Annotated in this window: 25 protein-coding genes; 13 read left to right on the forward strand and 12 right to left on the reverse strand. The window is 68.0% G+C overall.

The features are described 5' to 3' along the window. Positions 1 to 83: hypothetical protein (locus VFH59_RS18460; protein WP_349255872.1), on the reverse strand; the 83-nt coding region annotated here is incomplete at its 3' end. A gap of 191 nt (positions 84 to 274) precedes the next feature. Between VFH59_RS18460 and VFH59_RS12820 the strand changes: the two genes are divergently transcribed. From VFH59_RS12820 to VFH59_RS12830, 3 genes are all read left to right on the forward strand, one after another. Continuing rightward, positions 275 to 2074 (forward strand): aminopeptidase P family protein, encoded by a 1800-nt coding sequence (locus tag VFH59_RS12820; RefSeq protein WP_325165293.1) that lies wholly within the window; start codon positions 275 to 277, stop codon positions 2072 to 2074. 76 nt (positions 2075 to 2150) lie between these two features. Next, the gene (gene parE / locus VFH59_RS12825) at positions 2151 to 4040 is read left to right on the forward strand and encodes a DNA topoisomerase IV subunit B (RefSeq protein WP_325165294.1); all 1890 of its coding nucleotides are present in this window, start codon (positions 2151 to 2153) and stop codon (positions 4038 to 4040) included. 120 nt (positions 4041 to 4160) lie between these two features. Then, positions 4161 to 4688 carry a 3-hydroxyanthranilate 3,4-dioxygenase gene (locus tag VFH59_RS12830; protein ID WP_325165295.1) on the forward strand — a complete coding sequence of 176 codons (528 nt, stop codon included), beginning with the start codon at positions 4161 to 4163 and terminating at the stop codon, positions 4686 to 4688. A 68-nt stretch (positions 4689 to 4756) separates the two neighbouring features. Here VFH59_RS12830 and VFH59_RS12835 read toward each other — a convergent pair whose 3' ends face one another. After that, complete coding sequence (locus VFH59_RS12835; protein ID WP_325165296.1) at positions 4757 to 5308, reverse strand: NUDIX hydrolase; 552 nt, start codon at positions 5306 to 5308, stop codon at positions 4757 to 4759. Positions 5309 to 5468: 160 nt separating this feature from the next. Between VFH59_RS12835 and VFH59_RS12840 the strand changes: the two genes are divergently transcribed. After that, positions 5469 to 6953, forward strand: a complete 1485-nt coding sequence (locus tag VFH59_RS12840) for an amino acid permease (protein WP_325165297.1) — start codon at positions 5469 to 5471, stop codon at positions 6951 to 6953. Positions 6954 to 7026: 73 nt separating this feature from the next. Beyond that, positions 7027 to 8481, forward strand: coding sequence for an amino acid permease (locus tag VFH59_RS12845; RefSeq protein ID WP_325165298.1), 1455 nt, complete (start codon positions 7027 to 7029; stop codon positions 8479 to 8481). 447 nt (positions 8482 to 8928) lie between these two features. Here VFH59_RS12845 and VFH59_RS12850 read toward each other — a convergent pair whose 3' ends face one another. Then, a complete protein-coding gene (locus tag VFH59_RS12850) occupies positions 8929 to 9264 on the reverse strand; it encodes a high-potential iron-sulfur protein (protein WP_325165299.1) in 336 nt (111 codons plus the stop codon). Positions 9265 to 9425: 161 nt separating this feature from the next. Between VFH59_RS12850 and VFH59_RS12855 the strand changes: the two genes are divergently transcribed. The 4 genes from VFH59_RS12855 (at position 9426) to VFH59_RS12870 (ending at position 12453) form a co-directional block, all read left to right on the forward strand. Further along, positions 9426 to 10070 carry a methylthioribulose 1-phosphate dehydratase gene (locus VFH59_RS12855; RefSeq protein ID WP_325165300.1) on the forward strand — a complete coding sequence of 215 codons (645 nt, stop codon included), beginning with the start codon at positions 9426 to 9428 and terminating at the stop codon, positions 10068 to 10070. After that, positions 10067 to 10621, forward strand: a complete 555-nt coding sequence (locus VFH59_RS12860; protein ID WP_325165301.1) for an acireductone dioxygenase — start codon at positions 10067 to 10069, stop codon at positions 10619 to 10621. The genes VFH59_RS12855 and VFH59_RS12860 overlap by 4 nt, the downstream gene beginning before the upstream one ends. 114 nt (positions 10622 to 10735) lie before the next feature. Further along, entirely contained in the window at positions 10736 to 11422 is a 687-nt protein-coding gene (mtnC, locus tag VFH59_RS12865; RefSeq protein ID WP_325165302.1) for an acireductone synthase, read from the forward strand. 11 nt (positions 11423 to 11433) lie between these two features. Then, entirely contained in the window at positions 11434 to 12453 is a 1020-nt protein-coding gene (locus tag VFH59_RS12870) for a C13 family peptidase (protein WP_325165303.1), read from the forward strand. Positions 12454 to 12496: 43 nt separating this feature from the next. On the opposite strand, the gene hisIE is transcribed toward VFH59_RS12870, so the two are convergent. From hisIE to VFH59_RS12915, 9 genes are all read right to left on the reverse strand, one after another. Continuing rightward, a complete protein-coding gene (hisIE, locus tag VFH59_RS12875; RefSeq protein WP_325165304.1) occupies positions 12497 to 13099 on the reverse strand; it encodes a bifunctional phosphoribosyl-AMP cyclohydrolase/phosphoribosyl-ATP diphosphatase HisIE in 603 nt (200 codons plus the stop codon). After that, entirely contained in the window at positions 13096 to 13896 is an 801-nt protein-coding gene (hisF, locus tag VFH59_RS12880; protein WP_325165305.1) for an imidazole glycerol phosphate synthase subunit HisF, read from the reverse strand. Before hisF ends, hisIE begins: the two co-directional genes overlap by 4 nt. Positions 13897 to 13969: 73 nt before the next feature. Continuing rightward, the gene (locus VFH59_RS12885; RefSeq protein WP_325165306.1) at positions 13970 to 14698 is read right to left on the reverse strand and encodes a 1-(5-phosphoribosyl)-5-[(5-phosphoribosylamino)methylideneamino] imidazole-4-carboxamide isomerase; all 729 of its coding nucleotides are present in this window, start codon (positions 14696 to 14698) and stop codon (positions 13970 to 13972) included. Further along, positions 14695 to 15285 carry an imidazole glycerol phosphate synthase subunit HisH gene (hisH, locus tag VFH59_RS12890; protein ID WP_325165307.1) on the reverse strand — a complete coding sequence of 197 codons (591 nt, stop codon included), beginning with the start codon at positions 15283 to 15285 and terminating at the stop codon, positions 14695 to 14697. The genes VFH59_RS12885 and hisH overlap by 4 nt, the downstream gene beginning before the upstream one ends. Continuing rightward, positions 15282 to 16346, reverse strand: a complete 1065-nt coding sequence (gene hisB / locus VFH59_RS12895; RefSeq protein WP_325165308.1) for a bifunctional histidinol-phosphatase/imidazoleglycerol-phosphate dehydratase HisB — start codon at positions 16344 to 16346, stop codon at positions 15282 to 15284. The genes hisH and hisB overlap by 4 nt, the downstream gene beginning before the upstream one ends. A gap of 94 nt (positions 16347 to 16440) precedes the next feature. After that, entirely contained in the window at positions 16441 to 17499 is a 1059-nt protein-coding gene (gene hisC / locus VFH59_RS12900) for a histidinol-phosphate transaminase (protein WP_325165309.1), read from the reverse strand. Beyond that, positions 17496 to 18812 carry a histidinol dehydrogenase gene (hisD, locus tag VFH59_RS12905; RefSeq protein ID WP_325165310.1) on the reverse strand — a complete coding sequence of 439 codons (1317 nt, stop codon included), beginning with the start codon at positions 18810 to 18812 and terminating at the stop codon, positions 17496 to 17498. Before hisD ends, hisC begins: the two co-directional genes overlap by 4 nt. Continuing rightward, entirely contained in the window at positions 18809 to 19705 is an 897-nt protein-coding gene (gene hisG, locus VFH59_RS12910; RefSeq protein WP_325165311.1) for an ATP phosphoribosyltransferase, read from the reverse strand. Before hisG ends, hisD begins: the two co-directional genes overlap by 4 nt. Continuing rightward, the gene (locus VFH59_RS12915) at positions 19702 to 20034 is read right to left on the reverse strand and encodes a YerC/YecD family TrpR-related protein (protein WP_325165312.1); all 333 of its coding nucleotides are present in this window, start codon (positions 20032 to 20034) and stop codon (positions 19702 to 19704) included. The genes hisG and VFH59_RS12915 overlap by 4 nt, the downstream gene beginning before the upstream one ends. A 451-nt stretch (positions 20035 to 20485) precedes the next feature. Here VFH59_RS12915 and VFH59_RS12920 point away from each other — a divergent pair, with 451 nt between their 5' ends. The 4 genes from VFH59_RS12920 to VFH59_RS12935 are packed head-to-tail and all read left to right on the forward strand — an operon-like array spanning position 20486 to position 23776. After that, positions 20486 to 20959 carry a hypothetical protein gene (locus VFH59_RS12920; RefSeq protein WP_325165313.1) on the forward strand — a complete coding sequence of 158 codons (474 nt, stop codon included), beginning with the start codon at positions 20486 to 20488 and terminating at the stop codon, positions 20957 to 20959. Further along, positions 20959 to 21840, forward strand: a complete 882-nt coding sequence (locus VFH59_RS12925) for a type IV secretion system protein (RefSeq protein WP_325165314.1) — start codon at positions 20959 to 20961, stop codon at positions 21838 to 21840. Before VFH59_RS12920 ends, VFH59_RS12925 begins: the two co-directional genes overlap by 1 nt. Continuing rightward, positions 21837 to 22604, forward strand: coding sequence for a TrbG/VirB9 family P-type conjugative transfer protein (locus VFH59_RS12930; RefSeq protein WP_325165315.1), 768 nt, complete (start codon positions 21837 to 21839; stop codon positions 22602 to 22604). Before VFH59_RS12925 ends, VFH59_RS12930 begins: the two co-directional genes overlap by 4 nt. Next, positions 22601 to 23776 (forward strand): TrbI/VirB10 family protein, encoded by a 1176-nt coding sequence (locus VFH59_RS12935; protein ID WP_325165316.1) that lies wholly within the window; start codon positions 22601 to 22603, stop codon positions 23774 to 23776. Before VFH59_RS12930 ends, VFH59_RS12935 begins: the two co-directional genes overlap by 4 nt.

The raw sequence follows: 23776 nt of genomic DNA on the forward strand, positions 1-23776 counted from the left end.
AGGATGGACGCAAGCGACGCCGCCGCGATGCCCTTGCCGAGCGAGGACACCACACCGCCGGTGACGAAAATCAGGGGGGTCATGGAATGCAGCCGTGCTGGAAATTCGGCATTTTAGCGGGTGACGGGCCCGGCGGCGAGAGATTCCGACCAGACGGTTCACGCTTGGCCCCACCTTCCGGCTGGACAGTGGCCAGGCTGAAGGCCTGGCGTCCCCGCGCCGTCCCTTCCTTCCGGGCGTGAACGGTTGAGGATGAAGGCGCTAGCATGGGCGGATGACCACCCCCATCCCTTCCCGCCTGGCCGCCCTGCGCCAGGCCATGCATGACCACGGCGTCGCCGCGTGCCTGATCCCGACCGCCGACCCCCACCTGTCCGAATACCTGCCGGCCCACTGGGCCGCCCGCGAGTGGCTGTCCGGCTTCACCGGCTCGGCCGGCTCCCTGGTGGTCACCGCGGACACGGCCGACCTGTGGACGGACTCGCGTTATTTCTCCCAGGCCGAACAGCAACTGGCCGGCACCGGCATCGCACTGAAAAAGCAGAAGGTCTCGCACGCCCCCGAGCACCTGCAGTGGATGCAGCAACACCTGAAGGAGGGCGACGTGCTGGCGGTGGCCGGCGACAGCCTGTCCATCGCCGCCCGCCGGCAGGTCCAGCGCCTGCTGGAGGAAGCGGGGGCGCAGGTACGCACCGACCTGGACCTGCCGGGCGAAGTCTGGACCGACCGCCCCGCCCTGCCCAGGGCGGTGGTGTTCGAGCACGCGCCCGGCTATCCGGGCAGTACCCGTGCTGAGCGGCTGGAGCGTGTGCGCACCAGCCTGCGCCGCCAGCAGGCTACGCACCACCTGGTCTCCAGCCTGGACGACGTCGCCTGGCTGACCAACCTGCGTGGCAGCGACGTCGAGTGCAATCCGGTCTTCCTGGCCCACCTGCTGGTGGAAACCGACGGCCCGACCACGCTGTTCGTCGACCGGGGCAAGCTGTCCGACCCGACGGTCGCCGCGCTCAAGGCCGACGGCGTCCGCATCGCCGACTACGCCACCCTCACCGATGCCTTGGGCGAACTTGGCACGGACGCACGGCTGCTGCTCGATCCGTCCCGCGTGGTCTGTGCCGTGGCCGATGCGATCGGCGTCGGCGCGGCGCGCGTGGAGGCCACCAATCCCTCGACTGCCTTCAAGGCGCGCAAGTCGGAGACCGAATTGGAACATATCCGCGAGGTGATGCGCCGCGACGGCGCCGCCCTGGTGCGCGCTTTCCGCCGGTTGGAAGAGCGACTGGCCGCCGGCATGACGCAGACCGAACTGGACGTCGACGCCCTGCTGCGCGAAGAACGCTCCGCGCAGCCGGACTTCGTCGGCGAGAGCTTCGCCACCATCGCCGGCTACCAGGCCAATGGCGCCCTGCCGCACTACCACGCCACGCCGGAGGCGCACAGCACGCTGCAGCGCAAGGGTCTGCTGCTGGTCGACTCTGGCGGCCAGTACCTGGGAGGCACCACCGACATCACCCGCGTGCTGGCGCTGGGCGAGACCACCGCCGAGCAACGGCGCGACGCCACGCTGGTGATGAAGGGGTTGATCGCGCTCTCCCGCGCGCGCTTTCCCAAGGGCGCCAGCGGCCCGCAGCTCGACGCACTGGCGCGTGCGCCGCTGTGGGCCAGCGGGCTGGATTACGGCCACGGCACCGGGCATGGCGTGGGCTACTTCCTCAACGTGCACGAAGGCCCGCATGCGATCCGCCCCCCGGTGCCCAACGGCGCACTCGTCGCGCTGGAGCCGGGGATGATCACCTCGATCGAACCGGGCCTCTACAAGCCTGCGCGCCATGGCATCCGCCACGAGAACCTGGCGGTCGTGGTGCAGGCGGACCAGACCGAATTCGGCGAATTTCTTGCGTTCGAGACCCTGACGCTGTGCCCGTTCGACCGCCGCGCGCTGGAGCCGGGCCTGCTCAACCCGGAAGAACGCGCCTGGCTGGACGACTACCACGCCACCGTGCGCGCAGCACTTGCACCGTTGCTGGAGGACGCCGACCTGGCCTGGCTGGAGCGGCACTGCGCACCGTTGTGAGCCCGCCTGAAAGAACCTTGACCCTGATGCCTCCCGCATTCCATCCTGCCGCGTTCACTTTCCCCAGATATCGCCCATGAGCAGTCGCTACAACGCCGCCGACATCGAAGTCCTGTCCGGCCTGGATCCCGTCAAACGCCGCCCCGGCATGTACACCGACACCTCGCGCCCGAACCACCTGGCGCAGGAAGTCATCGACAATTCGGTGGATGAGGCGCTCGCCGGCCACGCAAAGGCGATCGTGGTGGTGCTCCACTCCGATGGCTCGATCGAGGTGAGCGACGATGGCCGCGGCATGCCGGTGGACATCCATCCGGAGGAGGGCGTGCCGGGCGTGGAGCTGATCCTCACCCGTCTCCACGCGGGCGGCAAGTTCAGCGGCAAGAACTACAACTTCTCCGGCGGCCTGCACGGCGTCGGCGTCTCGGTGGTCAATGCGCTGTCGCAGCGCGTCGAGGTGACCATCCGCCGGGACGGCAGCGAATACCGCATGGCCTTCGAGCATGGCGATCGCGTCAGCGAGCTGGAGGTCATCGGCTCGGTGCCCAAGAAGAAGACCGGCACCACCGTGCGCTTCTGGGCAGACCCGAAGTACTTCGACTCACCGAAGATATCGGTCCCGAAACTCAAGCACCTGCTGCGCGCCAAGGCCGTGCTGTGCGCGGGCCTGAGCGTGAAGCTGGTCGACGAGGCCAGCGGCGAGACCAGCGAGTGGTACTACGAGGACGGCCTGCGCGACTACCTGCGTGGCGAGCTGGACGGCGCGGAGGCGATCCCCGCCGAGCTGTTCGTGCACCACGTCGCGCGCGACACCGAAGGCCTGGACGTGGCGCTCACCTGGCTGCCGGAGGGCGAACTGGTACAGGAAAGCTACGTCAACCTGATCCCCACCGCGCAGGGCGGCACCCACGTCAACGGCCTGCGCAGCGGCCTGACCAACGCGATCCGCGAGTTCTGCGACATCCGCAACCTGCTGCCGCGCGGGGTCAAGCTGGCACCGGAGGACGTATGGGAGCGGCTGGCCTTCGTGCTCAGCGCCAAGCTCCTCGACCCGCAGTTCGCCGGCCAGACGAAGGAACGCCTCTCGTCGCGCAACGCCGCCGCCCTGGTCGAGGGCGTGGTGCACGATGCCTTCAGCCTGTGGCTCAACCAGCACGTGGACCTGGGCGAGAAGATCGCCCAGCTCGCCATCGAGCGCGCCAGCGCGCGCCTGAAGGCGGCCAAGCAGGTGGTGCGCAAGAAGATCACCCAGGGGCCCGCCCTGCCCGGCAAGCTGGCCGACTGCACGGCCACCGACCTCACCCGTACCGAACTCTTCCTGGTCGAGGGCGATTCGGCCGGCGGCAGCGCCAAGCAGGCGCGCGACAAGGAATTCCAGGCGATCCTGCCGCTGCGCGGCAAGATCCTGAACACCTGGGAAGTGGAATCGACCTCGGTGCTGGCCTCGGAAGAGGTGCACAACCTCGCCGTCGCGATCGGCTGCGATCCGGGCAAGGACGATCTCTCCGGGCTGCGCTACGGCAAGGTCATCATCCTGGCCGACGCCGATTCCGACGGCCTGCATATCGCGACGCTGCTTTCCGCCCTCTTCCTGCGCCATTTCCCCGCGCTGGTGCGCGAGGGACACGTGTTCGTGGCGATGCCGCCGTTGTTCCGCGTCGACGTGGGCAAGCAGGTGTTCTATTGCCTGGACGAGGCCGAGAAGCAGTCGATGCTGCAGAAGGTCGAGCGCGAGAAAATGAAAGGCGCCGTCTCGGTGACCCGCTTCAAGGGCCTGGGCGAGATGAATCCGGCGCAGCTGCGCGAGTCGACCATCCACCCGGACACCCGCCGCCTGGTGCAGCTCACCGTCGACGACGACGACGCCACCGCAAGGCTGATGGACATGCTGCTGGCCAAGAAACGTGCCGGCGACCGCAAGAGCTGGCTCGAGGAAAAGGGCGACCTGGCCACGCTGGAAGTCTGAGCAGCCCAGGCAGGGTGCACCTGTGCGCGACCGTGAGCCTGGCGGTCGCGCAAGGTGCGCTCCTGCAGGGCGGCGGTCCGACGCGCTAAGGTAACGTCTCCCGAAATGCCGAGCGCAGCCATGGCCCTGCTCCCGCCCGTCGACCTGCAACGCTGGATCGACGAACACCGCCACCTGCTCAAGCCGCCGGTCGGCAACAAGTGCATCGTGGACGGCGACTTCATCGTGATGATCGTCGGCGGCCCCAATGCACGGACCGACTACCACTACGACGAAGGCCCCGAGTTCTTCTACCAGCTCGAGGGCGAAATGGTACTCAAGGTGCAGGACGAGGGCGTCGCGCGCGACATTCCCATCCGGGCGGGCGAACTGTTCTACCTCCCGGCGCGGGTGCCGCATTCACCCCAGCGCATGCCTGATTCGGTCGGGCTGGTGATCGAGCGGCGACGCCTGGCGGGCGAGCAGGATGGCCTGCTGTGGTTCTGCGAACGCTGCAACCACAAGCTGTACGAAGAGTACTTCGTCCTGCACAACATCGAGCAGGACTTCCCGCCGGTATTCGAGCGCTTCTACCGCTCGCGCGAGGCCCGCACCTGCGATGCCTGCGGCCACCTCAACCCGGCTCCGGCGCGCTACGAATCGACCTGATCGGCGAGCGTGCTCCGGCCCGCCCACCTGCCCCCACGCAGGAAAACCGGATCGACCGCCCAGGCCATCTACGGGCCGCGGGCCAGCCAGCGCTGCGCCATGCGCCGCATCGACGCATCCGCCTGCAGGTCGTCCGCCATCCCGCGGATGGACTGCCAGGCCAGGTCCAGCGACTCCTCGCCGACCGCGAACGCCTCGCTGCCGGTGGCTCGCACCACGTAGCGTACGTCGTAGTGCCAGTGCGCCGGCTCCTCGCCGCGTGCCGGGATCAAGTGCCGGTCCAGATCGAAGATCTCCGGCTCCACCAGCAGATCCTGCAATCCGGACTCCTCGCCCGCCTCGCGCAACGCCACGCGGGCCAGGTCGGGGTCACCGTCGGCGTGGCCGCCCAGCTGCAACCAGCGGCCCAGCTTGCGGTGATGGGTCAGCAGCACGCGTTCGCCATCGGCGCTGACCAGCCAGGCCGAACCGGTGAAATGCCCCGGCGCGTGGGTACGCTCGAACACCTCCCGTGCACTGGCCAGGAACCTCAGAAACTCGCCCACGACCGGGGCCTCCTGGCTGCACAGGCCGTATCGGCGCAAGGCATCGCCGAGCCGGTGGGAGGATGTTTGGGGCATGCTGTTTCGCCGGGTCAAAAGGGCATTCTAGCGGCGCCCCATCCGTGCCTTGTGGCGCTTGTACCCCCAGTCACGCTCGGCTAAGGTTGCCCGTCACATCGGCTCGACGCGTGGCTAACGCAAGGGTCGGGGAGCACGCCGTCTTTCCATGGGGAACGCTATGCTGTTTAAGCGCGTCAAGCCGCTCGACCAGATTCTCGCCACCGCCGAAAAGAAATCCCTCATCCGTCAGCTCGGCCCCTTCCAGCTCACCATGCTGGGCATCGGCGCGATCATCGGTACCGGCATTTTCGTGCTCACCGCCGAAGCCGGCCAGAAGGCCGGCCCGGGCATGATGATCTCCTTCGTCATCGCCGCCGTCGTGTGCGCGCTGGCCGCACTGGCCTATGCCGAGCTCGCCTCGATGGTGCCGGTGGCCGGATCGGCCTACACCTACACCTACGGCGTGCTGGGCGAAGGCACCGCCTGGGTGGTGGGCTGGGCGCTGGTGCTGGAATACACCATTGCCGCCAGTACGGTATGCGTGGGTTGGGCCGGCTACGTCAACGGCCTGCTCACGCACGCCGGATGGGGCCTGCCGCACTTCCTGCAGGTGGGACCGATGGACGGCGGCAGCTTCAACCTGCTGGCCTGCCTGATCGGCCTGGCGGTCACGCTGCTGCTGGTACTCGGCACCTCCAAGTCGGCCAAGGTCAACACCGTGCTGGTGCTGATCAAGATCGCCGCCCTCACCGCCTTCATCTTCGTCGCGGTACCCGCGGTGAACGACCAGAACTTCACGCCTTTCGTGCCCAACGGCTGGGGCAGCCCGATGGGCGGCATCGGCGTGCTCGGCGCAGCCGCTTCGATCGTGTTCGCCTACATCGGTTTCGATGCCATTTCCACGGCGGCCGAGGAAACCAAGAACCCCAACCGCAGCATCCCGATTGCCCTGATCGGTTCGCTGGGCGTGTGCACCATCTACTACCTGCTGGTGAGCTACGGCGCGGTCGGTTCGGTGGGCGCGCAACCCATGCTGGGCCCCGACGGGATCGCGCTGGAGCCGGGTACGCCCGCGTTCGCGGCCGCCTGTGACGGCTCGCAGGCGCTGGTGTGCAGCAAGGAGGCGCTGGCCCACGTGGTGCGCCTGCTCAACCACAACACCATCGGCGCCTTCATCGCGTTCGCTGCCGGCATCGCGCTGCCGTCGGTGATCCTGACGATGACCTACGGCCAGACCCGCATCTTCTTCACCATGTCCCGCGACGGCCTGCTGCCGGGCTCGCTGGCGAAGATCCACCCGCGCTTCCACACGCCCCACGTGATCACGCTGATCACCGGCACTTTCGTGTCGCTGTTCGGTGCGCTGTTTCCGGTGGGCATCCTGGCGGACATCACCAACTCGGGTACCCTGTTCGCATTCATCATGGTGGCGATCGGCGTGCTGATCCTTCGTCGCACGCAGCCTGATCGCCCGCGCCCGTTCCGCACCCCGATGCCGTGGCTGATCTGCCCGCTTGCGGTCATCGGCTGCCTGCTGTTGTTCCTCAACCTGTCGAAGGAGGCCAAGCTGACCTTCTTCGTGTGGGGTGCGATCGGGCTGGTGGTCTACTTCCTCTACGGCTACCGCAAGAGCCATCTGGCCAACGGCACCGAACCGGCCTGACCCCTCGCGCCGACGCACCCTGTGAACCCGCCGGCACGGTGAAAACCGTGCCGGTTTCATGTCCGGAACGCCCATGCTGAAGCAACTGCTCGCCCGCAAGACCGACTTTTCCAACGTCGACGATTCCCATGGTCCCGCCCTGCGCCGGACGCTTGGCCCGTGGGGACTGACCGCATTGGGTATCGGCGCGGTCATTGGCGGCGGCATCTTCGTGATCACCGGCCAGGCGGCCGCCGAACATGCCGGTCCCGCGGTGATCCTGGCCTTCATCATCGCGGCGGTCTGCTGCAGCTTCACGGCGCTGTGCTACGCGGAGTTCGCCACGCTGATCCCGATGTCCGGCAGCTCGTACTCGTATGCCTACGCGACGCTGGGCGAGCTGGTCGCCTGGTTCATCGGCTGGAACATGGTGCTCGAATACGGCGTGTCCGCTTCCGCGGTGGCGGTCAGCTGGACCGGGTATTTCGTCAGCCTGCTCGACCATGTCGGCGTCCATCTGCCTGCCGTCCTCACCAATGCCCCCCTGGCCTACCAGGGCGGGCACCTGGTGAGCACCGGGGCGCTGTTCAACCTGCCCGCGGTAGCCATCGTGCTGGCGCTGACCTGGCTGTGCTACGTGGGCATCCGCGAATCCAGTGGTGCCAACATCGCCATGGTGCTGCTCAAGGTAGGCCTGATCGTGGTGGTGATCGTGGCCGGCTGGCGCTATGTGAACCCGCAGTTGTGGCATCCGTTCATCCCCGCCAGCGAAGGGCCGGAGGCATTCGGCTGGTCGGGCATCATGCGCGCATCGACGCTGGTGTTTTTCGCCTATATCGGTTTCGAGGCTACGTCGACCGCCGCGCAGGAGGCGAAGAACCCGCAGCGCGACCTGCCGATCGCCACGATCGCCTCGCTCGCCATCTGCACCGTCCTCTACGTGGGCATGGCGGCGGTCATCACCGGCCTGCTGCCATTCAAGTTGCTGGGCACGGCCGAACCGGTGGTCACGGCGGTCAAGGCGCATCCCGAGCTGGAGTGGCTGCGCTGGCTGGTCGAGGTCGGCGCCCTGATCGGCCTGTCCTCGGTGGTGCTGGTGATGGTCATCGCGCAGCCGCGCATCTTCATGATCATGGGACGGGACGGTCTGCTGCCGCCGGTTTTCGCCAAGATCCATCCGCGCTATCGCACGCCCCACATCAACACGGTGATCACCGGCCTGGGCATCGCCGCGCTGGCGGCGGTGTTCCCGCTCGACATCCTCGGCGACCTGGTCTCGATGGGTACCTTGATCGCCTTCGTGGCGGTGTGCGCCGGCGTGCTGATCCTGCGCCGCACCCAGCCCGACCTGCCACGCACCTTCCGCGTGCCGTGGGCGCCAGTGGTCTGCACGCTCGGCGTGCTGAGCTGCCTGACGCTGCTGTACTGGGAGAACTGGTACCAGTGGCTGCTGCTCGGCATCTGGACCGTGATCGGCCTGGCGATCTACTTCGCCTACGGCCGCCGGCACAGCCAGCTGCGCAAGGCCGCAGCGCCCGCTCCGCGCTGACAGGCCGGCGGGCGGCTGGAGAGGCCACAGGGAGGTCCACCGGACCTGCCGCAAGGAAACGTGCGGGCGTGGCCACAGCCCCGACCGCCCTGGAACGTTCGCCGACGTTCGCCGGCGGACGCCACAATTAACGAAAAATTTGCAGACGCCAGAATTCGACCCGCCAACATTTTTCGCCAGTAAGCCGTTGAATTTAATGGATTTAACGGAAGTTTTTCGAGAAAAACCTGGCTACCAGCCACCCGAACTGGCCCCCGCGGGAGTATCATTCCAGCTCCGAGGGTTGATCACTTGGCAGTGGGCCCCGGATCGCCGCCCGGCGCGTCAGGCGGGTCAGCTCCTCAGCCTGACGCGTCTGGGCAGCACTTTTCAGACCGGCCGTTCGGCCGCTTTCCACCCCCGCAGATCGTCCAACGCGCCTCGCGCGTCGAGCGCGCGTGGACTCACTCAGGCCTTCCTGGCCGTATGCGAGACGCACCAGCCCTTGGCATTCACCGCCTTGCCGGGGAACAGCTGGCAGGGGCCGTAACCCTTGGCGGTCGGGTCGGTGAAGAACTGGCAGTTCGCGCAGACGGCACCGGGCGTGTGCTTGGGATTCTTCGACTTGCTTGCATCCTCGACGTAGTCGAGCGCCTTGGCCGTGGGATCGGATTCCGACACGTGGGGCAGGTCCGCGGCGCGTGCCAAGCGCGGCAAGCCGCCGACCACGGCAGCGGCCGCCGCCGTACCCGCAGCCACCTTCAAAAAGCGACGGCGGGATTCGACATCTTTCTCTTGCGACATGATGGATCTCCGTTGTATCCGCCGCCGCGAATGCGGCAGCCTGCCTCGATGTTACGCTCGAAACGTCAATTCCACCTGACTTGCGAGAACGACTCGCATTTCCCTCCGGCAGCGCGTAGCCACATGCTATAGTCGCCCATCGTTTGGACGTCCAAATTCCCATGCAGGAACTTCCCTCCTCCGTCGAGCCCGCCCGCTTCGCGCTTTGCGCCGACGCCATTGCCGAGGCCGCGCGCGAACTCGCGTTGCTCGGCTGGACGCCGGCAACGAGCAGCAACTTCTCCATGCGCGTGAACGAGGAACTCGCCGCCGTCACCATCTCGGGGCGCGACAAGGGTCGCCTGGGACGCGAGGACATCATGCTGGTGGACATGGCAGGTCACGCGGTGGGCACCCGCGCCCGCCCCAGTGCCGAGACGGAGCTGCACACCCAGGCCTACCGGCGCCTGCCGCACGCGCAGGTGGTGCTGCATACCCACTCGCGCACGCAGAGCGTCGCTTCACGGCTGTTCGCGCGCGAGGGCGTGGTGCGGCTGGAAGGCTGGGAACTGCAGAAGGCCATCACCGGCTACACCACCCACGCGAGCGTGCTGGAGATTCCGGTGTTCCCCAATACCCAGCACATGCCCGAGCTGGTCGAACGCGTCGATGCCTGGCTCGATGCCGGCAAACCGCTGCATGCCTACCTGATCGACGGCCACGGCATCTACACCTGGGGCGCCGACATGGCCGAGGCGCGGCGCCACCTCGAAGCACTCGAGTTCCTGCTCGGCTGCGAACTCGACCTGAGGAGACTGTCCGCATGAGCCGCCTGCGCATCTACGACGAGGCCCGGCCGTCCACGCCCGCTTCCGTGCACACGTCGCCCGCCGAGATTGCTCATGAGCTCGGCCGGGTCGGCGTCCGCTTCGAGCAATGGGAAGCCAGCGCCCCGATCGCCCCCGGCGCCAGCCAGGACGAAGTCATCACCGCTTACCGCAGTGACATCGACAGGCTGATGCGCGAAGAGGGTTATCAATCCGTCGACGTCATCAGCCTGGCCCCGGACCATCCGGATCGCGCCACGCTGCGCCGGAAGTTCCTAAGCGAGCACACGCACAGCGAGGATGAGGTGCGCTTCTTCGTCGCCGGCAGCGGCCAGTTCACCCTGCATATCGGCGGCAGGGTCTATGACGTGCTTTGCGAGGCCGGCGACCTGATCGGCGTGCCCGACGGTACGCCGCACTGGTTCGACATGAGCGAATCGCCCTATTTCGTCGCCATCCGCCTGTTCACCAACAAGGAAGGCTGGGTCGCCAACTTCACCGGCACCGACATCGCCGAGCGCTTCCCACGGATGGAACCGGCCCCGCGCTGAGATCGCAGCCGGGGGTCTTCCAAGGGCGGAAGCGGCCAAGGAACGGCCAGGCTTGAAGCCACCCCGAGGTAGCCCTCGGCTATGCTTGCGGGTCTCCCAGAATCCATGCCGCCCATGACCTCCATCCGCGCCATCGTTACCGACATCGAGGGCACCACCAGCTCGATCGATTTCGTCAAGGACGTCCTGTTCCCGTACGCCCGCAAGCGCCTGCCGGCTTTCGTCGAAACGCACGCGGACCGGCCCGAAGTGCAGCACTGGCTGCACGAGGCGGCCAAGGAGGCCGGCATCATCGAGGCCAGCCGGCAGGAGATCATCGAACTGCTGCTGGGCTGGATCGACCAGGATCGCAAGTCCACCGCGCTCAAGGCGCTGCAGGGCATGATCTGGAAGGAGGGCTACGAAGCCGGCGAATACCGCGCCCACGTCTACCCGGAGGTATCCGCGCGACTGCATGCCTGGCGCGCCGACGGCCTGCACCTGTACGTCTACTCCTCCGGCTCCGTGCCGGCGCAGCAGCTGTTCTTCCGCTACAGCGATGCCGGCGACCTGACGCCCTTGTTCGCCGGCTATTTCGACACCGAAACCGGCCCCAAGCGCGAGGCTGGCTCGTACACCAGGATCGCCGAAGCCGTCGGCGAACGACCGGAGCACATCCTGTTCCTCTCCGACATCGTCGAGGAACTGGACGCCGCCCGCGCCGCCGGCCTGCAGACCGGCTGGCTGTTGCGCCCGCCGCAAGCGGCGCCGGCCGGGGCGCGCCACCCCACGTACGGCGATTTCGACGCCATCACGCCCTGAGTTCCCGATCGATGCGCACCGGCCTGACCGCCCTGCTCGCCTTTGCCGCCGGCATCCTCACGATGCTGCTGGTGCACGGCTGGCTCCCGCGGGACCCGGCCGCGCGTGAGCTGCGGATGCAGCCTGTCGCTCCGAGCAGCCTGCTGTCGCCACTGGATGATGCGGAGGCCCCCGCACCGCCGCAGGACGACTGGCCCGAACAGGCCCCCACGCCCGAGCAGGTGGCCTACGCCCAGCCCCGGTTGCTGGACGCCGCGCTCGGCAAGCTGGGGCCGCGCGTCCCCGGCAGGCCCAACCTCTACCTGCTCGCCTTCGCCGGCGACGGCAGCGAGGATGTCTTCCACAACGAGGCCGAGTACGCCGCGCGACTGTTTACCCGGCACTTCGGTCCCACCGCGCATGCGCTGGTGCTGGAGAACTCGCCGGACACCTTGTCCACCCGTCCGCTGGCAACCTGGAGCAACCTGGAGAGTGCGCTCGACGGCCTGGCCGACCGGATGGATCCGCAACAGGACATCCTGCTGCTCTACCTGACCACCCACGGCAGCGAAGACCACACCCTGCTGGTGGACATGGATCCGCTGCCGCTGGATCAGATCGGCGCGCAGGACCTGGGCGCGATCCTCGCGGCGCACCCGTTCAAGTGGAAGGTCGTCGTGGTCAACGCCTGCTATTCGGGCGGTTTCATTCCGCCATTGCAGGGGGACGGCACCCTGGTGCTCACCGCGGCACGTAGCGACCGCAGTTCGTTCGGCTGCGGGAACGATTCGGCGGCCACCTACTTCGGTCGCGCGTGGCTGGTCGATGCCTTGAACCGCACGCCGGACTTCGTGGCGGCTTTCGAGCGCGCCAAGGAGGAGATCTCCAAGTGGGAGCAACAGGACCGGCTGCTGCCGTCCCAGCCCCAGATGGCCGTCGGAAAGGGCATTGGCGAGCAACTCGCGCACTGGCGTCGCGGCCTCCAGCCAGGGCCGGCGGTGCCGTTCCGCCCGGCGCCCGAACGTCGGGTGCCGGTCACCGCGGGCCGTTGAACGGCGCGTCGCAAGTGCGCGCCCAGCGGGAAGGTTCCGGCCGCTAGCGCCGCGCGTGCCGCTCGGCCAGCACGGCTACCACGTCGGCCAGGCCCAGCCCGCGCGCGCGAAGGGCGACCGTCAGGTGGAAAACCAGGTCCGCCGCCTCGCCCAGCAGCTCCGCGTCGCCCTGGACCACCGCCGCCAGCGCCGTCTCGACGCCTTCCTCGCCGACCTTCTGCGCGATCCGGCGGATGCCGCCTTCGAACAGCCCGGTGGTGTAGCTGCCGGCCGGCCGCTCGACAGCGCGCCGGGCGACAAGGGCATCGAGCTCGGCAAGAAACCCCAGCGGCGGCGGCGCGTGATCGAAGCAATTGGACGTGCCGCGATGGCAGGTCGGCCCGGCCGGCTCGGCGAGCACCAGCAGTGCATCCGCGTCGCAGTCGGCGTGCAGGCTCTTGAGGCGCAGCACGTTGCCGGAGCTCTCGCCCTTCGTCCACAGGCGCCCCTTGCTGCGGCTGTGGAACGTCACCAGCCCGCTCGCGCGCGTGACGGCGAGCGCCTCGGCATCCATGTAGCCGAGCATCAGCACCTCGCCGCTCAGCCAGTGCTGCACGATGGCGGGCACAAGCCCGCCGCCCTTGGGGAAATCCAGCTCGTCGGTCATCGCACTGTCTCCGGCTCCTTTGGCAGCGACAGGCGCACCGCCACGCCCTGCTCCGCCAGCCACCGCTTCAATACCGGCACTTCGATGGCGCCGGAATGGAACACGCTCGCCGCCAGGGCGCCATCCACGTCCGCCAGGTCGAACACCTCACGGAAATGCGCCGGCGCACCGGCCCCGCCGGAGGCCACCAGCGGCACCGTGCAGAGCGCGCGCGCCGCGGCCAGCTGTGCCACGTCGTAGCCGGCGCGTACGCCATCGCTGCCCATGCAGTTGAGCACGATCTCGCCCGCGCCCAGCTGCTGCGCCTCGACGATCCAGTCCAGCGTGCGCCGTGGCAGCGCCTGCATGCGCGACGGATCCCCGGTGTATTGGCGCACGCGCCACTGCCCGTCGGCATCGCGCAGCGAGTCGATGCCCACGACCACGCACTGCACGCCGAAGGCCCCGGCGAGCTCGCCGATCAGTGCCGGCCGCTCGAGCGCGGGCGAGTTGATGGAAACCTTGTCTGCCCCGGCATGCAGCACCGCGCGCGCATCTTCGACGCTGCGGATGCCGCCAGCCACGCAGAACGGGATGTCGATCTCCCGCGCCACCCGCTCGACCCACGCCCGGTCCACCGCACGCCCCTCGGGACTGGCGGTGATGTCGTAGAACACCAGCTCGTCCGCGCCGGCGTCACGGTAACGCAGCGCCAGTTCGACGATGCCGCCGACTACGGCGTGATCGCGGAAGCGCACGCCCTTGACCACCTGCCCGTCGCGCACGTCCAGGCAGGGAATGATGCGGCGGCTCAGCATCGGGCACGCACCCCGGTCTTTCCGGCACGGCCCAGGCGGGTCGGTTTCACGCGGCATGCCGGCAAAAACGCGTTCATGCGGCCAGGGCCTCCGCCACGTTGAGGCGACCCTCGAGAAGGCTCCGCCCCAGGATCACTCCGCTGGCACCGGCCTCCGCGGCAGCGCGCACGTCATCCACCGAGCGCACGCCGCCGGAAGCCTGCACGGCGAGCGTGGGTGCGATCGTCGCCAGATGGCGATAGAGCGCAAGGTTGGGACCGGCCAGCATGCCGTCCCGGTCGATGTCCGTGCATAGCAGGTGGCGCGCGCCGCGGGCCGCGTACCAGGGCGCCAGCTCATCCAGCGTACGGCTTTCGGTACGCGTCCAGCCGGCACTGGGCAAGGTCCACCGGTCGTCGATCCAGCGCGTGTCCAGGGCGAGCGTGAAGCGCTGGGCGCCATGCCGGTCGATCCATCCGGCCACCCGCTCCGGATCGCGGATCGCGACGCTTCCGACCACCACGCGCTCGACGCCGGCGTCCATGAGCCGGTGCACGTCGGCGACGCCGCGCACCCCGCCACCGGCCTGCAGGCGCAGCCCGGCGCGTGCCAGCGCTTCGATCACCGGCAGGTTGGCGAATCCGCCGGCCTGCGCCCCGTCCAGGTCGACCACGTGCAGCCAGCGCGCGCCCGCCGCCGCGTAGCTGGCGGCCAGGGCAATAGGGTCGTCGGGGTAGGTCGTCTGGCGGGCGTAGTCGCCCTGGGCCAGGCGTACGACACGGCCCGCGCGCAGGTCGATGGCAGGAATGATGTCAGGTTTCATAGGTCGAGAAAGTTGCGAAGCAGGCGGGCGCCCACCGCAGCCGAGCGTTCCGGGTGGAACTGCATGCCGAAGAAATTGCCGCGGGCGACCACCGCCGAGAACGCATCGCCGTGTTCGGCCGATGCCAGCGTGTAGTCGCCAAGCGGCACCGCATAGCTGTGCACGAAGTAGGCCTGTGCATCCCGGTCCAGCCCGTCGAGCAGCGGATGGACGCCGCACGCATGCAGCCGGTTCCAGCCCATGTGCGGGACGCGAAGCCCCGGCGCGGGCGACAACCGCCGCACCACGGCGGAAACGAGTCCCAGGCAGTCGACACCGCCCTCTTCCGAGCTCGTGCACAGCAACTGCATGCCCAGGCAGACGCCGAGCACCGGCCGGGTCAGCCCGCGCAGCACATCGACCAGGCCGAGCGCACGCAGGCGGGCCATGGCCGGGCCCGCGGCACCGACACCGGGGAGGATCACCTTGTCGGCCGCGCGGATCGTCGCCGGATCGGCGGTCAACGGCGCCTCCACGCCCAGCCGCTGCAGCGCGTAGCGCACCGAACCGATGTTGGTGCCGCCGGCGTCGACGAGCACGACCTTCACAACGCCCCCTTGGTACTGGGCAGCTCGCTGCCCTCACGGCGAATGGCCTGGCGCAGCGCCCGCGCCACGGCCTTGAAGCAGGCCTCGACCATGTGGTGCGCGTTGTCGCCGCGAACCGACAGGTGCAGGTTGGCGCCCAGCGTCTCGCACAGCGAACGGAAAAAGTGCACGACCAGCTCGGTCGGCAAATCACCCACGCGCTCGCGCGGAAACTGCCCTTCGAACACGAACCAGGGTCGCCCGGACAGGTCCAGTGCTGCGCTGGCGAGCGATTCGTCCATGGGCAGGGTGAAGCCGTAGCGACCGATCCCGCGCTTGTCGCCCAAGGCCTGGCGCAGGGCCTGGCCGAGCGCCAGCGCGCAATCCTCCACCGTGTGATGCTCATCCACCTGCGTGTCACCGGCGCAGCCGAGCGCGAGCGCGAAGCCGCCGTGCTTGCCGATCTGCTCGAGCATGTGGTCGAAAAAGCCGAGCCCGGTAGCCACTGCGGGATCGCCCGCGCGATCCAGGTCGACGCGCACGTCGATGGCGGTCTCGCGGGTGCGCCGGGTCACCGAGCCGATGCGTGGCGCATCCAGCAACCGGTGCGCTACCGCCTCCCAGCTTTCACCCTGCGGGCCGACGCGCAAGCCGCGCACGCCCAGGTTGGCCGCCAGTTGCATATCGGTTTCGCGATCGCCGATCACTGCCGACATGGCGCGGCTCCAGCCGTCGTCGGCCAGGTAATGCCGCAGCAGGCCGACCCCCGGCTTGCGCGTATCGCGCCCCTCGTGCGGGAAGCTGCGATCGACCAGCACCTCGCGGAAGGTGATGCCCTGCGAAGCCAGCAGGCGCAGCAGCAGCGCCTGCGGCCCGAGAAAGGTTTCCTCCGGGAAGCTCGTGGTCCCGAGCCCATCCTGGTTGGTCACCATCACCAGTTCGTACCCGGCGGCCACGCAGCGCTGCAACGCGGCGATCACGCCCGGCAGCAGGTCGAGCTTGGCGTAGCTGTCGATCTGCTCGTCCGGTGGCTCGACGATCAGGCAACCATCGCGATCGACAAAAAGCACTTTTCGGCTCATACGCCCCCCACGCAGCAGCGCACCCCGTGCGCGATCGCCATGTGGCGACCCGCAAGGAATCCCGCGCAGAGCTCGCGGCCACCACCCAGGACGTTCATGCCCCATCCCCCAGCACAGCCAACACCCGATCGTTCTCCTCCGGCGCGCCAACCGTAATGCGCAAGGCATCCTGCAACCCCGGGTAGCGCCGTACGTCACGCACCACGATGCCCGCCTGGAACAACCGCCGGTAGGCAGCACCCGCGTCATCGAAGCGCACGGCGAGGAAATTCGCCTGCGAAGGAAGCACCGCCCGCACGCCGGGCAGCGCCCCCAGCCCCACCACCATCCGCGCCCGTTCGGCACGTACCACCTCGACGCGATCGCGCACCGCCACCTGCCCGGCCGGCGACAGCGCCTCCAGGGCGGCCGCCACGCACGGCCGCGGCAGCGGGTACGGCGGCAGAATGCGCCGCAGCAGCGTCACCACCTCCGAATCGGCCAGCAGGCAACCGATGCGAGCACCGGCCAGCGCCCACGCCTTGGACAGCGTGCGCAGCACGGCCAGGTGTTCGTAGCGGTCGAGCAACGTCGCGGCGCTGGCGCCGTCGGCAAACTCCCCATACGCCTCGTCCACCACCAGCAGTGCCCGCCCGGCCAACCGCCGCGCCAGGTCGTCGATAGCCTCCAGCGACACGCCCGCACCGGTCGGATTGTTCGGCGCGCACACGAACACCAGCTTGACCGCCGGCGTCACCGCCGCCAGCACCGCCCCGGCATCCAGGGTGAAGTCCGCCGCCAGCGGCACCTCGACCACGGCCGCGTTCTGCACGTGCGCGCACACCGCATACATGCCGAAGGTCGGTGGCTGCACCAGGATGGCGTCCTCGCCGGCGCGGCAGAACGCGCGCACCAGCAGGTCGATCGCCTCGTCGCTGCCGCGCCCGACCAGCAGCTGCGCGGGCCGCACGCCATACAGGGCGGCAAGCCGCTCGACCAGCGCCGCCGGCTGCGGATCCGGATAGCGGTGGCAGCCCAGGCCCGCGTCACCGAACGGCATCCAGGCGGACTCGTTGGCGTTAAGCAGCGTCGCGCCGCCCGCGGCCTCCATGCGCGCGGAGGAATACGGCACCAGCGCGCGGATCTCCGCGCGCGCAAGCTCCAGCACGCTCATGCGACGGGCACCTCCGCATTCAGCGCGGCAAGCCGGAAGGTCACCGCGCGTCGGTGCGCCTCCAGTTGCTCGGCCGCGGCCAGCGTCACCGTGCACGGCCCGATCGCCCGCAGGCCGTCCGGGCTCAGTTCCTGCACGCTGATCTGCTTCTGGAAACTGGCCACCGACACGCCGCTGTGGCTGCGTGCATAGCCGTAGGTCGGCAGCACGTGGTTGCTGCCGCTCGAATAATCGCCCACCGACTCGGGCGTCCACGCGCCCAGGAAGACCGACCCGGCGCTCTCCACCCGGGCGAGCCAGCCGCGCGGTTCGGCCACCTGCAGGATCAGGTGCTCGGGCGCGTAGCGGTTGCTCACCTCGAGCGCCTGCTCCAGCGAGTCCACTTCGATCACCCGGCTGTTGGTCAGCGCCTGGCGCGCGATATCCGCCCGCGGCAGCGCTGCGCACTGGCGTTCGACCTCCACCGCCACGGCATCGAGCAACGGCGCCGAGGGACTCACCAGCAGCACCTGCGAATCGGGGCCGTGCTCGGCCTGCGACAGCAGGTCCGCCGCCACGAACGCGGGTTCGGCCTGCGCATCGGCGACCACCAGCACTTCCGACGGCCCGGCCGGCATGTCGATGGCCGCGCCCTGCGGGTCGGTCGACACCTGCACCTTGGCCTCGGTCACCCAGGCGTTGCCCGGGCCGAACAGCTTGTCGCAGCGCGGCACGCTGGCGGTGCCGTACGCCATCGCGGCAATCGCCTGCGCCCCACCGAGCTTGAACACGCGGTGCACGCCCACCACGCGCGCCGCGTACAGCACGGCCGGATCACACCGGCCATCCGGCCGCGCCGGCGAGCACAGCACCACCTCGCGGCAGCCGGCAACGCGCGCCGGCACGCCCAGCATCAAGGCCGTGGACGGTAACGGCGCGCTCCCGGCCGGCACGTACAGCCCGACCCGGCTGATCGGGCGCAACACCCGCTCGACGCGCACGCCGGGGGCCGTCTCCACGGCCACGGGAAGCGGCGCCGTCGCACGGTGGAACGCCTCGATCCGCCCGGCCGCCTCGCGGATGGCCGCCTTGAGTGCCGGATCGAGCGCAGCCTCGGCCTGGTCGAACTCGCGCGGCTCGACCTCGATCCGCTTCAGCACACAACGATCGTACGAGGCGGTAAAGCGCAGCGCCGCCTCGTCGCCGTGCCTGCGCACCTCGGCCACGATCCGCCGGACCACTTCACGCAGGTTGACCGCCTGCACCTGCACCGGCCGCGCCAGCGCCGCCTCGCGCCCCGGCTCGTCCAGCGCATTCCAGACCAGCCGCCTCATGCCAGCATCCTCTCCACCGGCAGCACGAACATCTCGCGCGCGCCGGCCTTCTTGATCTCTTCGAGCTGGCGCCAGCTCACCTCGCCGGCGCACAGCGCCTGCAGCATCACCTGGTCGGGTTGGCCGGCCAGCGGCAGCAGCGTCGGCTGCGGACCACCGGGCAACAGGCGGGTGATCGCCTCCAGCGAACCGCGCGCCGCCTGCAACAGCAGCAGTCGCGACTCGCGCACCTGGATCACGCCATCGATGCGCTTGAGCAGCAGCTCGACCAGGTCGCCGCGTTCGTCCGCCGGCAGCACCTTCGGGCCGACCAGCAGCGCCTCGCTGTCGAGCACCACCTCGACCTCGCGCAGCTGGTTCGCCACCAGCGTGCCGCCGCTCTGCACCAGATCGCAGATCGCCTCGGCGGTGCCCAGCCGGGGCGCGATCTCCACCGAACCGGCCAGCGTCACCACTCCGGCCTCGATGCCCTGCGCGCGCAGCCAGCGGCCGAGCAACCCCGGATAGGACGTGGCGATGCGACGCCCGGCAAGGTCCGCGGCGCCGGCATAGTCCATCTCCTGCGGCACCGCCAGCGACAGCCGGCAGCTCCCGAAGCCCAGCCCGCGCCACTCCGCCAGGGCCACGTCATCCTCGCGCCCGGCGGTGAGTTCGTACTCGTTGAGCACGTTGCGCCCGACGATCCCCAGGTCACACACGCCCTGCGCGATCAGCCCGGGAATGTCGTCATCGCGCACCAGCAACAGGTCCACCGGCTCGCCCTCGCCGAAGCAGAACAGCTTGTCGCGGCTCTGCCGGAAGGTCAGCCCGCAGCGCGTCAGCAGCTCCTGCGCCGGCTCGGTGAGCCGCCCGGACTTCTGCATCGCGATGCGCAGTCGGTCGCGCGGCCTCATGCCGGCACCTTGGCGGTCTTGCGCTTGCGAGCCGCGCGCGCCGCCGCGGCGAGATAGCCGCCGTTGCCCTGGTTGAGGTAGCGCGCCACCCGCCCGATGGTGGTGATGCTCACCCCCGTGCGCTCGTGGATCTCCCGGTACGGCAGCCCCTCCTGCAAGTACGGCACCACCCGCCAGCGGTCCACCATCGCCTCCAGCTCCGCCGGTGTGCACAGGTCGTGCAGGAACGCCTGCATCTCGTCCACGTCGCGCAGCGCCAGCAGCGCCTCACATAGGCTGCGCTCTACCGACTCGTTGGGGGTCTCGGGATCGATCGCTCGTCGCTTCATAATGTACTAACGCGCTAATACGAAAGTCGGCACTATAGGCGGACTTGGACCTCTGTGCAACCCGCCACTGGGCCCACGAGCGCAGGCACACGGCGACCATTCGTCTGCTCGTAGGGCTTCTCCCACGCCGAAGAGGTCAGGCGGACGACGTCATAACCCGAACCATTGAGCTTGTTGCTGCGCAATGGGTGCGGCTCTAATGAGCCTCGTTCAAATGACGTGAACGCTGCTTCCAGTAGGTCGCGAGCCTCGCCCGCTGAAACCTGCTTGAAGGCGGACTAGACAGGGGAGTCTGATGGATGCACGAGACACGCGACGTGCCAGCGCATCCGTTCGCATCTCGCCTCGCTCATTGAATTGCCCCGTTGACTGCCGTGTACGCGCCGTGCCGGCGCGTGAACCGGCAGCCTTACGCACGCGGCAAACAGCCGCCTCGACCTGCGAGAACCAAGTGAACAAGGCCCCGCCCAACCGGATCCTGGGAACCCTGTTGTTGCCGGCGCTCCTGCTGGCCGGTTGCGGGACACCTGCCGCCAAGGACTTCGGCGGCCGCTGGAAGCCGATCAACCGCCTGCAGTCGACCACGACCGAGATTCCGCTCAACCGCGCCTACACCTACTACGCCGCCCCCATGGATGAAACCCTTCGGAACATGCTGGTTCGTTGGACCGGCGACACCGGGATGACGCTCGTCTATCGCATTCCTTCCGACTACACATTGTTCGCACCAGTTGCGCGGGTGCGCACAGCCGACCTCCGGGAGGCCGCCCGCGAATTGAGCGAGATCTATTCGGCCCAGGGTGTCGTTGTCACCCTCGCGGAGGGGCGCCTCCAGGTCGATCGGGCAAGAACACCCGGCTCGGCTGTCAATCCAGTCAAGACACACTCGCTGACCGCCGGGCAGAAAGCGGAGGGAATCCGCTGATGCGTTTCAGCAAGAACCGCTCCGACAAGGTCGAGGATGCGGTACGCAAGGCAGTCAACTACGAGCTGTCAATCGCCGACATCGCTCGCCGCAGCGAGCGGCGGGCCTGGCGGGTGGCATTCGGTGCCGTCGGCATGTCGCTGATCCTCGCCAGCGGTTACTTCTACATGTTGCCGCTCAAGCGGAGCGTGCCCTACCTGGTGATGGCCGATGCCTATACCGGTACCAGCACCGTGGCGCGCCTTACCGGGGACTTCACTCATCGCCGGGTCAGCACCAGCGAAGCCATCAATCGCAGCAACGTTGCGCATTTCGTAATGGCCCGCGAGTCCTATGACCTCGCGCTCCTCAACCTTGGCGACTGGACCACTGTGCAAACGATGGCTTCGCCCGGAGTCAAGGCCGATTACACGCGACTCTACTCGCCGATGAATCCCGACAGTCCCTACAAGACTTACGGGAAAGACAAGGCCGTCCGCGTCAAGTTGCTCAGCATCGTATTGATCGGTAGCGGCCCGGGTCGCACCCCGACCGGTGCCACGGTCCGCTTCCAGCGCAGCCTCTACGACAAACGGAGCGGCGTCACGCAGCCGCTGGACAGCAAGATCGCCACGATGGAATTCACGTACAAGGCGAACCTGGAAATGGACGACCGCAACCGCATCGAGAACCCACTGGGGTTCTGGGTGACCAGCTATCGCGTGGACAACGACTACGCTACGCCGGCGCCTGCCGAGGTCGCGGGTGCCGCTAACGCGCAAACCATGACCCGCCCCACCTCACCTGTCGACAGGTCGGTGATTCCGCCTCCGCCGGAACAAGGATCTGGGGCGGGGACCGATGCGGGGTCGAATGCTCCTGCCAGTGGAGCGGGCCGATGAGCCGGCGCCTCCTGGGCCTCACGGCACTCCTGTCTTGCCTGGGTGCCCTTGCCCTTCCGATGCGCGCAAAAGCCCAGGTCGTACAGCAGTATCAATATCAGCCCGACCGCATCTATCCGGTGCGCACGGGCCTTGGCATCACCACCCAGATCGAGCTGAGCCCCAACGAGCAGATACTCGACTACAGCACAGGCTTCAGCAGCGGCTGGGAGCTTACCCGGCGCGACAATGTGTTCTACCTCAAACCAAAGAACGTGGATGTGGACACCAATATGATGGTGCGCACGGCCACGCACTCCTACATTTTCGAGCTGAAGGTCGTCGCCACCGACTGGAAGGCGCTGGCCCAGGCCAGGCGCGAAGGCGTGCAGTACAAGATCACCTTCGCCTACCCGGCCGACGTCAGCTTCTCGAGGGAAAAGAGGAAGGCTGCGCAAGTGCCTCCTCTTGATACCCACCTGGTTCCCGGGCGCAGTTACGACTTCGACTACGACTATGCCACCCGAGACACGAGCACACCGTGGCTCGTGCCGGCGCACGTCTATGACGATGGCCGTTTCACGTATATCGCGATGAGTGATCTCAAGCGTTTTCCCACTGGTGATTTTCCGGCGGTCTTCATGCGCGAAACCGAGCACGGTGAGGACTCCCTGGTCAATACGACCGTCGAGGGCAACATCATCGCTGTACACGGGACCTACCCCTACCTTGTCATCCGTCATGGGGACAACGTTGTCGGCCTGCGAAGGAACGCCCGCAAGTGAGCACGCAATCCCCCTACCAGTCGCCTGCGGGCGCGGACGCCGGCCATGACGAAGCGTTGGCGCACAACCCCTATTCCACTCGCTACCACCAGTCCGAACCAGACCTGGATGCCGGCGCGCCGCTGCTGAAACCAAACGAAATGCGGCGCGTCAACCGCCGCGCCTTGCTGATGCTTGGTTCGGCAGCCGCGCTGCTGTTGTTCCTGTCTTACTGGATGATCAGCGTCGCTACCTCCCATCATCAGCCGAACAAACCACGAGAGGAAAAGGTCACTGTCGTCGAGGCACCACCAGCCCTGACCCTGCCCGCTGTCCACCGTGGATCCGAACCGATTCCCCTGGTCCAGCACTCCGTTCTTCCACCCCTGCCCCCACCCCAGGCAGCCAGCGCGTCGTCCCAGACCCCGCTGACTCATGCGCCGCGTGCACCCACTCTGGTCGAGCGCCGCATCGCGGGCACGTCAGGCTCGACGCCGAATCTTTCGAACACGGCCGCAGGCGCACCATCCGAGGGCATTGGCACGCCGCTGCAACCTCGCCGTGCGATTGCGACCAAGGCCAAGCCGCTGGAACACGCCGATGCGCTGATGCAGCGAGGCACCTACATCCGCTGCGTGCTGGAAACGCGGATCGTCACAGACGTGCCGGGCTTTACTTCCTGTCTTGTCACCGAGGCGGTGTATTCATTCAACGGCCGAACACTTCTTCTGCCCAAGGGATCCAAGGTACTTGGCGCCTATTCCAGCGGCCCCAAGGGTCGCCGCGTTGCAGTGGTGTGGGACCGCATCATCACTCCCACGGGCGTGGATGTGGACATGAGCAGCAAGCCCAGTCCCGGCATCGACAACCTGGGTGGCGCCGGGCTCCCTGGTCACTACGACGCTCATTGGGGAAGCCGGATCAGCGCAGCGCTACTCATCAGCATGCTGAGCGATGCCTTCAAATATGAAGCTGCAAAACACGGCCCTACGACCACCTCCATCGTCTCCGGCGGCATCGCCGTACAGGAACCGCTCGAGAGCAATACCGCGCGTACCGTCCAGAACCTGGCCGACACGGCAGTACGTGAAGCGGCCAACCGGCCTGCCACGGTCACCATCAACCAGGGCACGGTGATCTATGTCTACGTCGCGCGCGACGTGGATTTCACCGATGTCGTCGCCCGCCTCTGA

This window comes from Frateuria sp. (genome assembly GCF_035695185.1).
Taxonomy (GTDB): Bacteria; Pseudomonadota; Gammaproteobacteria; order Xanthomonadales; family Rhodanobacteraceae; genus Frateuria_A.

Bases quoted from the DNA above. Each gene is read 5' to 3' on its own strand.
- VFH59_RS12820 (WP_325165293.1), top strand. From the start codon at position 275: ATGACCACCCCCATCCCTTCCCGCCTGGCCGCCCTGCGCCAGGCCATG.
- parE (WP_325165294.1), top strand. From the start codon at position 2,151: ATGAGCAGTCGCTACAACGCCGCCGACATCGAAGTCCTGTCCGGCCTG.
- VFH59_RS12830 (WP_325165295.1), top strand. From the start codon at position 4,161: ATGGCCCTGCTCCCGCCCGTCGACCTGCAACGCTGGATCGACGAACAC.
- VFH59_RS12835 (WP_325165296.1), bottom strand. From the start codon at position 5,308: ATGCCCCAAACATCCTCCCACCGGCTCGGCGATGCCTTGCGCCGATAC.
- VFH59_RS12840 (WP_325165297.1), top strand. From the start codon at position 5,469: ATGCTGTTTAAGCGCGTCAAGCCGCTCGACCAGATTCTCGCCACCGCC.
- VFH59_RS12845 (WP_325165298.1), top strand. From the start codon at position 7,027: ATGCTGAAGCAACTGCTCGCCCGCAAGACCGACTTTTCCAACGTCGAC.
- VFH59_RS12850 (WP_325165299.1), bottom strand. From the start codon at position 9,264: ATGTCGCAAGAGAAAGATGTCGAATCCCGCCGTCGCTTTTTGAAGGTG.
- VFH59_RS12855 (WP_325165300.1), top strand. From the start codon at position 9,426: ATGCAGGAACTTCCCTCCTCCGTCGAGCCCGCCCGCTTCGCGCTTTGC.
- VFH59_RS12860 (WP_325165301.1), top strand. From the start codon at position 10,067: ATGAGCCGCCTGCGCATCTACGACGAGGCCCGGCCGTCCACGCCCGCT.
- mtnC (WP_325165302.1), top strand. From the start codon at position 10,736: ATGACCTCCATCCGCGCCATCGTTACCGACATCGAGGGCACCACCAGC.
- VFH59_RS12870 (WP_325165303.1), top strand. From the start codon at position 11,434: ATGCGCACCGGCCTGACCGCCCTGCTCGCCTTTGCCGCCGGCATCCTC.
- hisIE (WP_325165304.1), bottom strand. From the start codon at position 13,099: ATGACCGACGAGCTGGATTTCCCCAAGGGCGGCGGGCTTGTGCCCGCC.
- hisF (WP_325165305.1), bottom strand. From the start codon at position 13,896: ATGCTGAGCCGCCGCATCATTCCCTGCCTGGACGTGCGCGACGGGCAG.
- VFH59_RS12885 (WP_325165306.1), bottom strand. From the start codon at position 14,698: ATGAAACCTGACATCATTCCTGCCATCGACCTGCGCGCGGGCCGTGTC.
- hisB (WP_325165308.1), bottom strand. From the start codon at position 16,346: ATGAGCCGAAAAGTGCTTTTTGTCGATCGCGATGGTTGCCTGATCGTC.
- hisC (WP_325165309.1), bottom strand. From the start codon at position 17,499: ATGAGCGTGCTGGAGCTTGCGCGCGCGGAGATCCGCGCGCTGGTGCCG.
- hisD (WP_325165310.1), bottom strand. From the start codon at position 18,812: ATGAGGCGGCTGGTCTGGAATGCGCTGGACGAGCCGGGGCGCGAGGCG.
- hisG (WP_325165311.1), bottom strand. From the start codon at position 19,705: ATGAGGCCGCGCGACCGACTGCGCATCGCGATGCAGAAGTCCGGGCGG.
- VFH59_RS12915 (WP_325165312.1), bottom strand. From the start codon at position 20,034: ATGAAGCGACGAGCGATCGATCCCGAGACCCCCAACGAGTCGGTAGAG.
- VFH59_RS12925 (WP_325165314.1), top strand. From the start codon at position 20,959: ATGCGTTTCAGCAAGAACCGCTCCGACAAGGTCGAGGATGCGGTACGC.
- VFH59_RS12930 (WP_325165315.1), top strand. From the start codon at position 21,837: ATGAGCCGGCGCCTCCTGGGCCTCACGGCACTCCTGTCTTGCCTGGGT.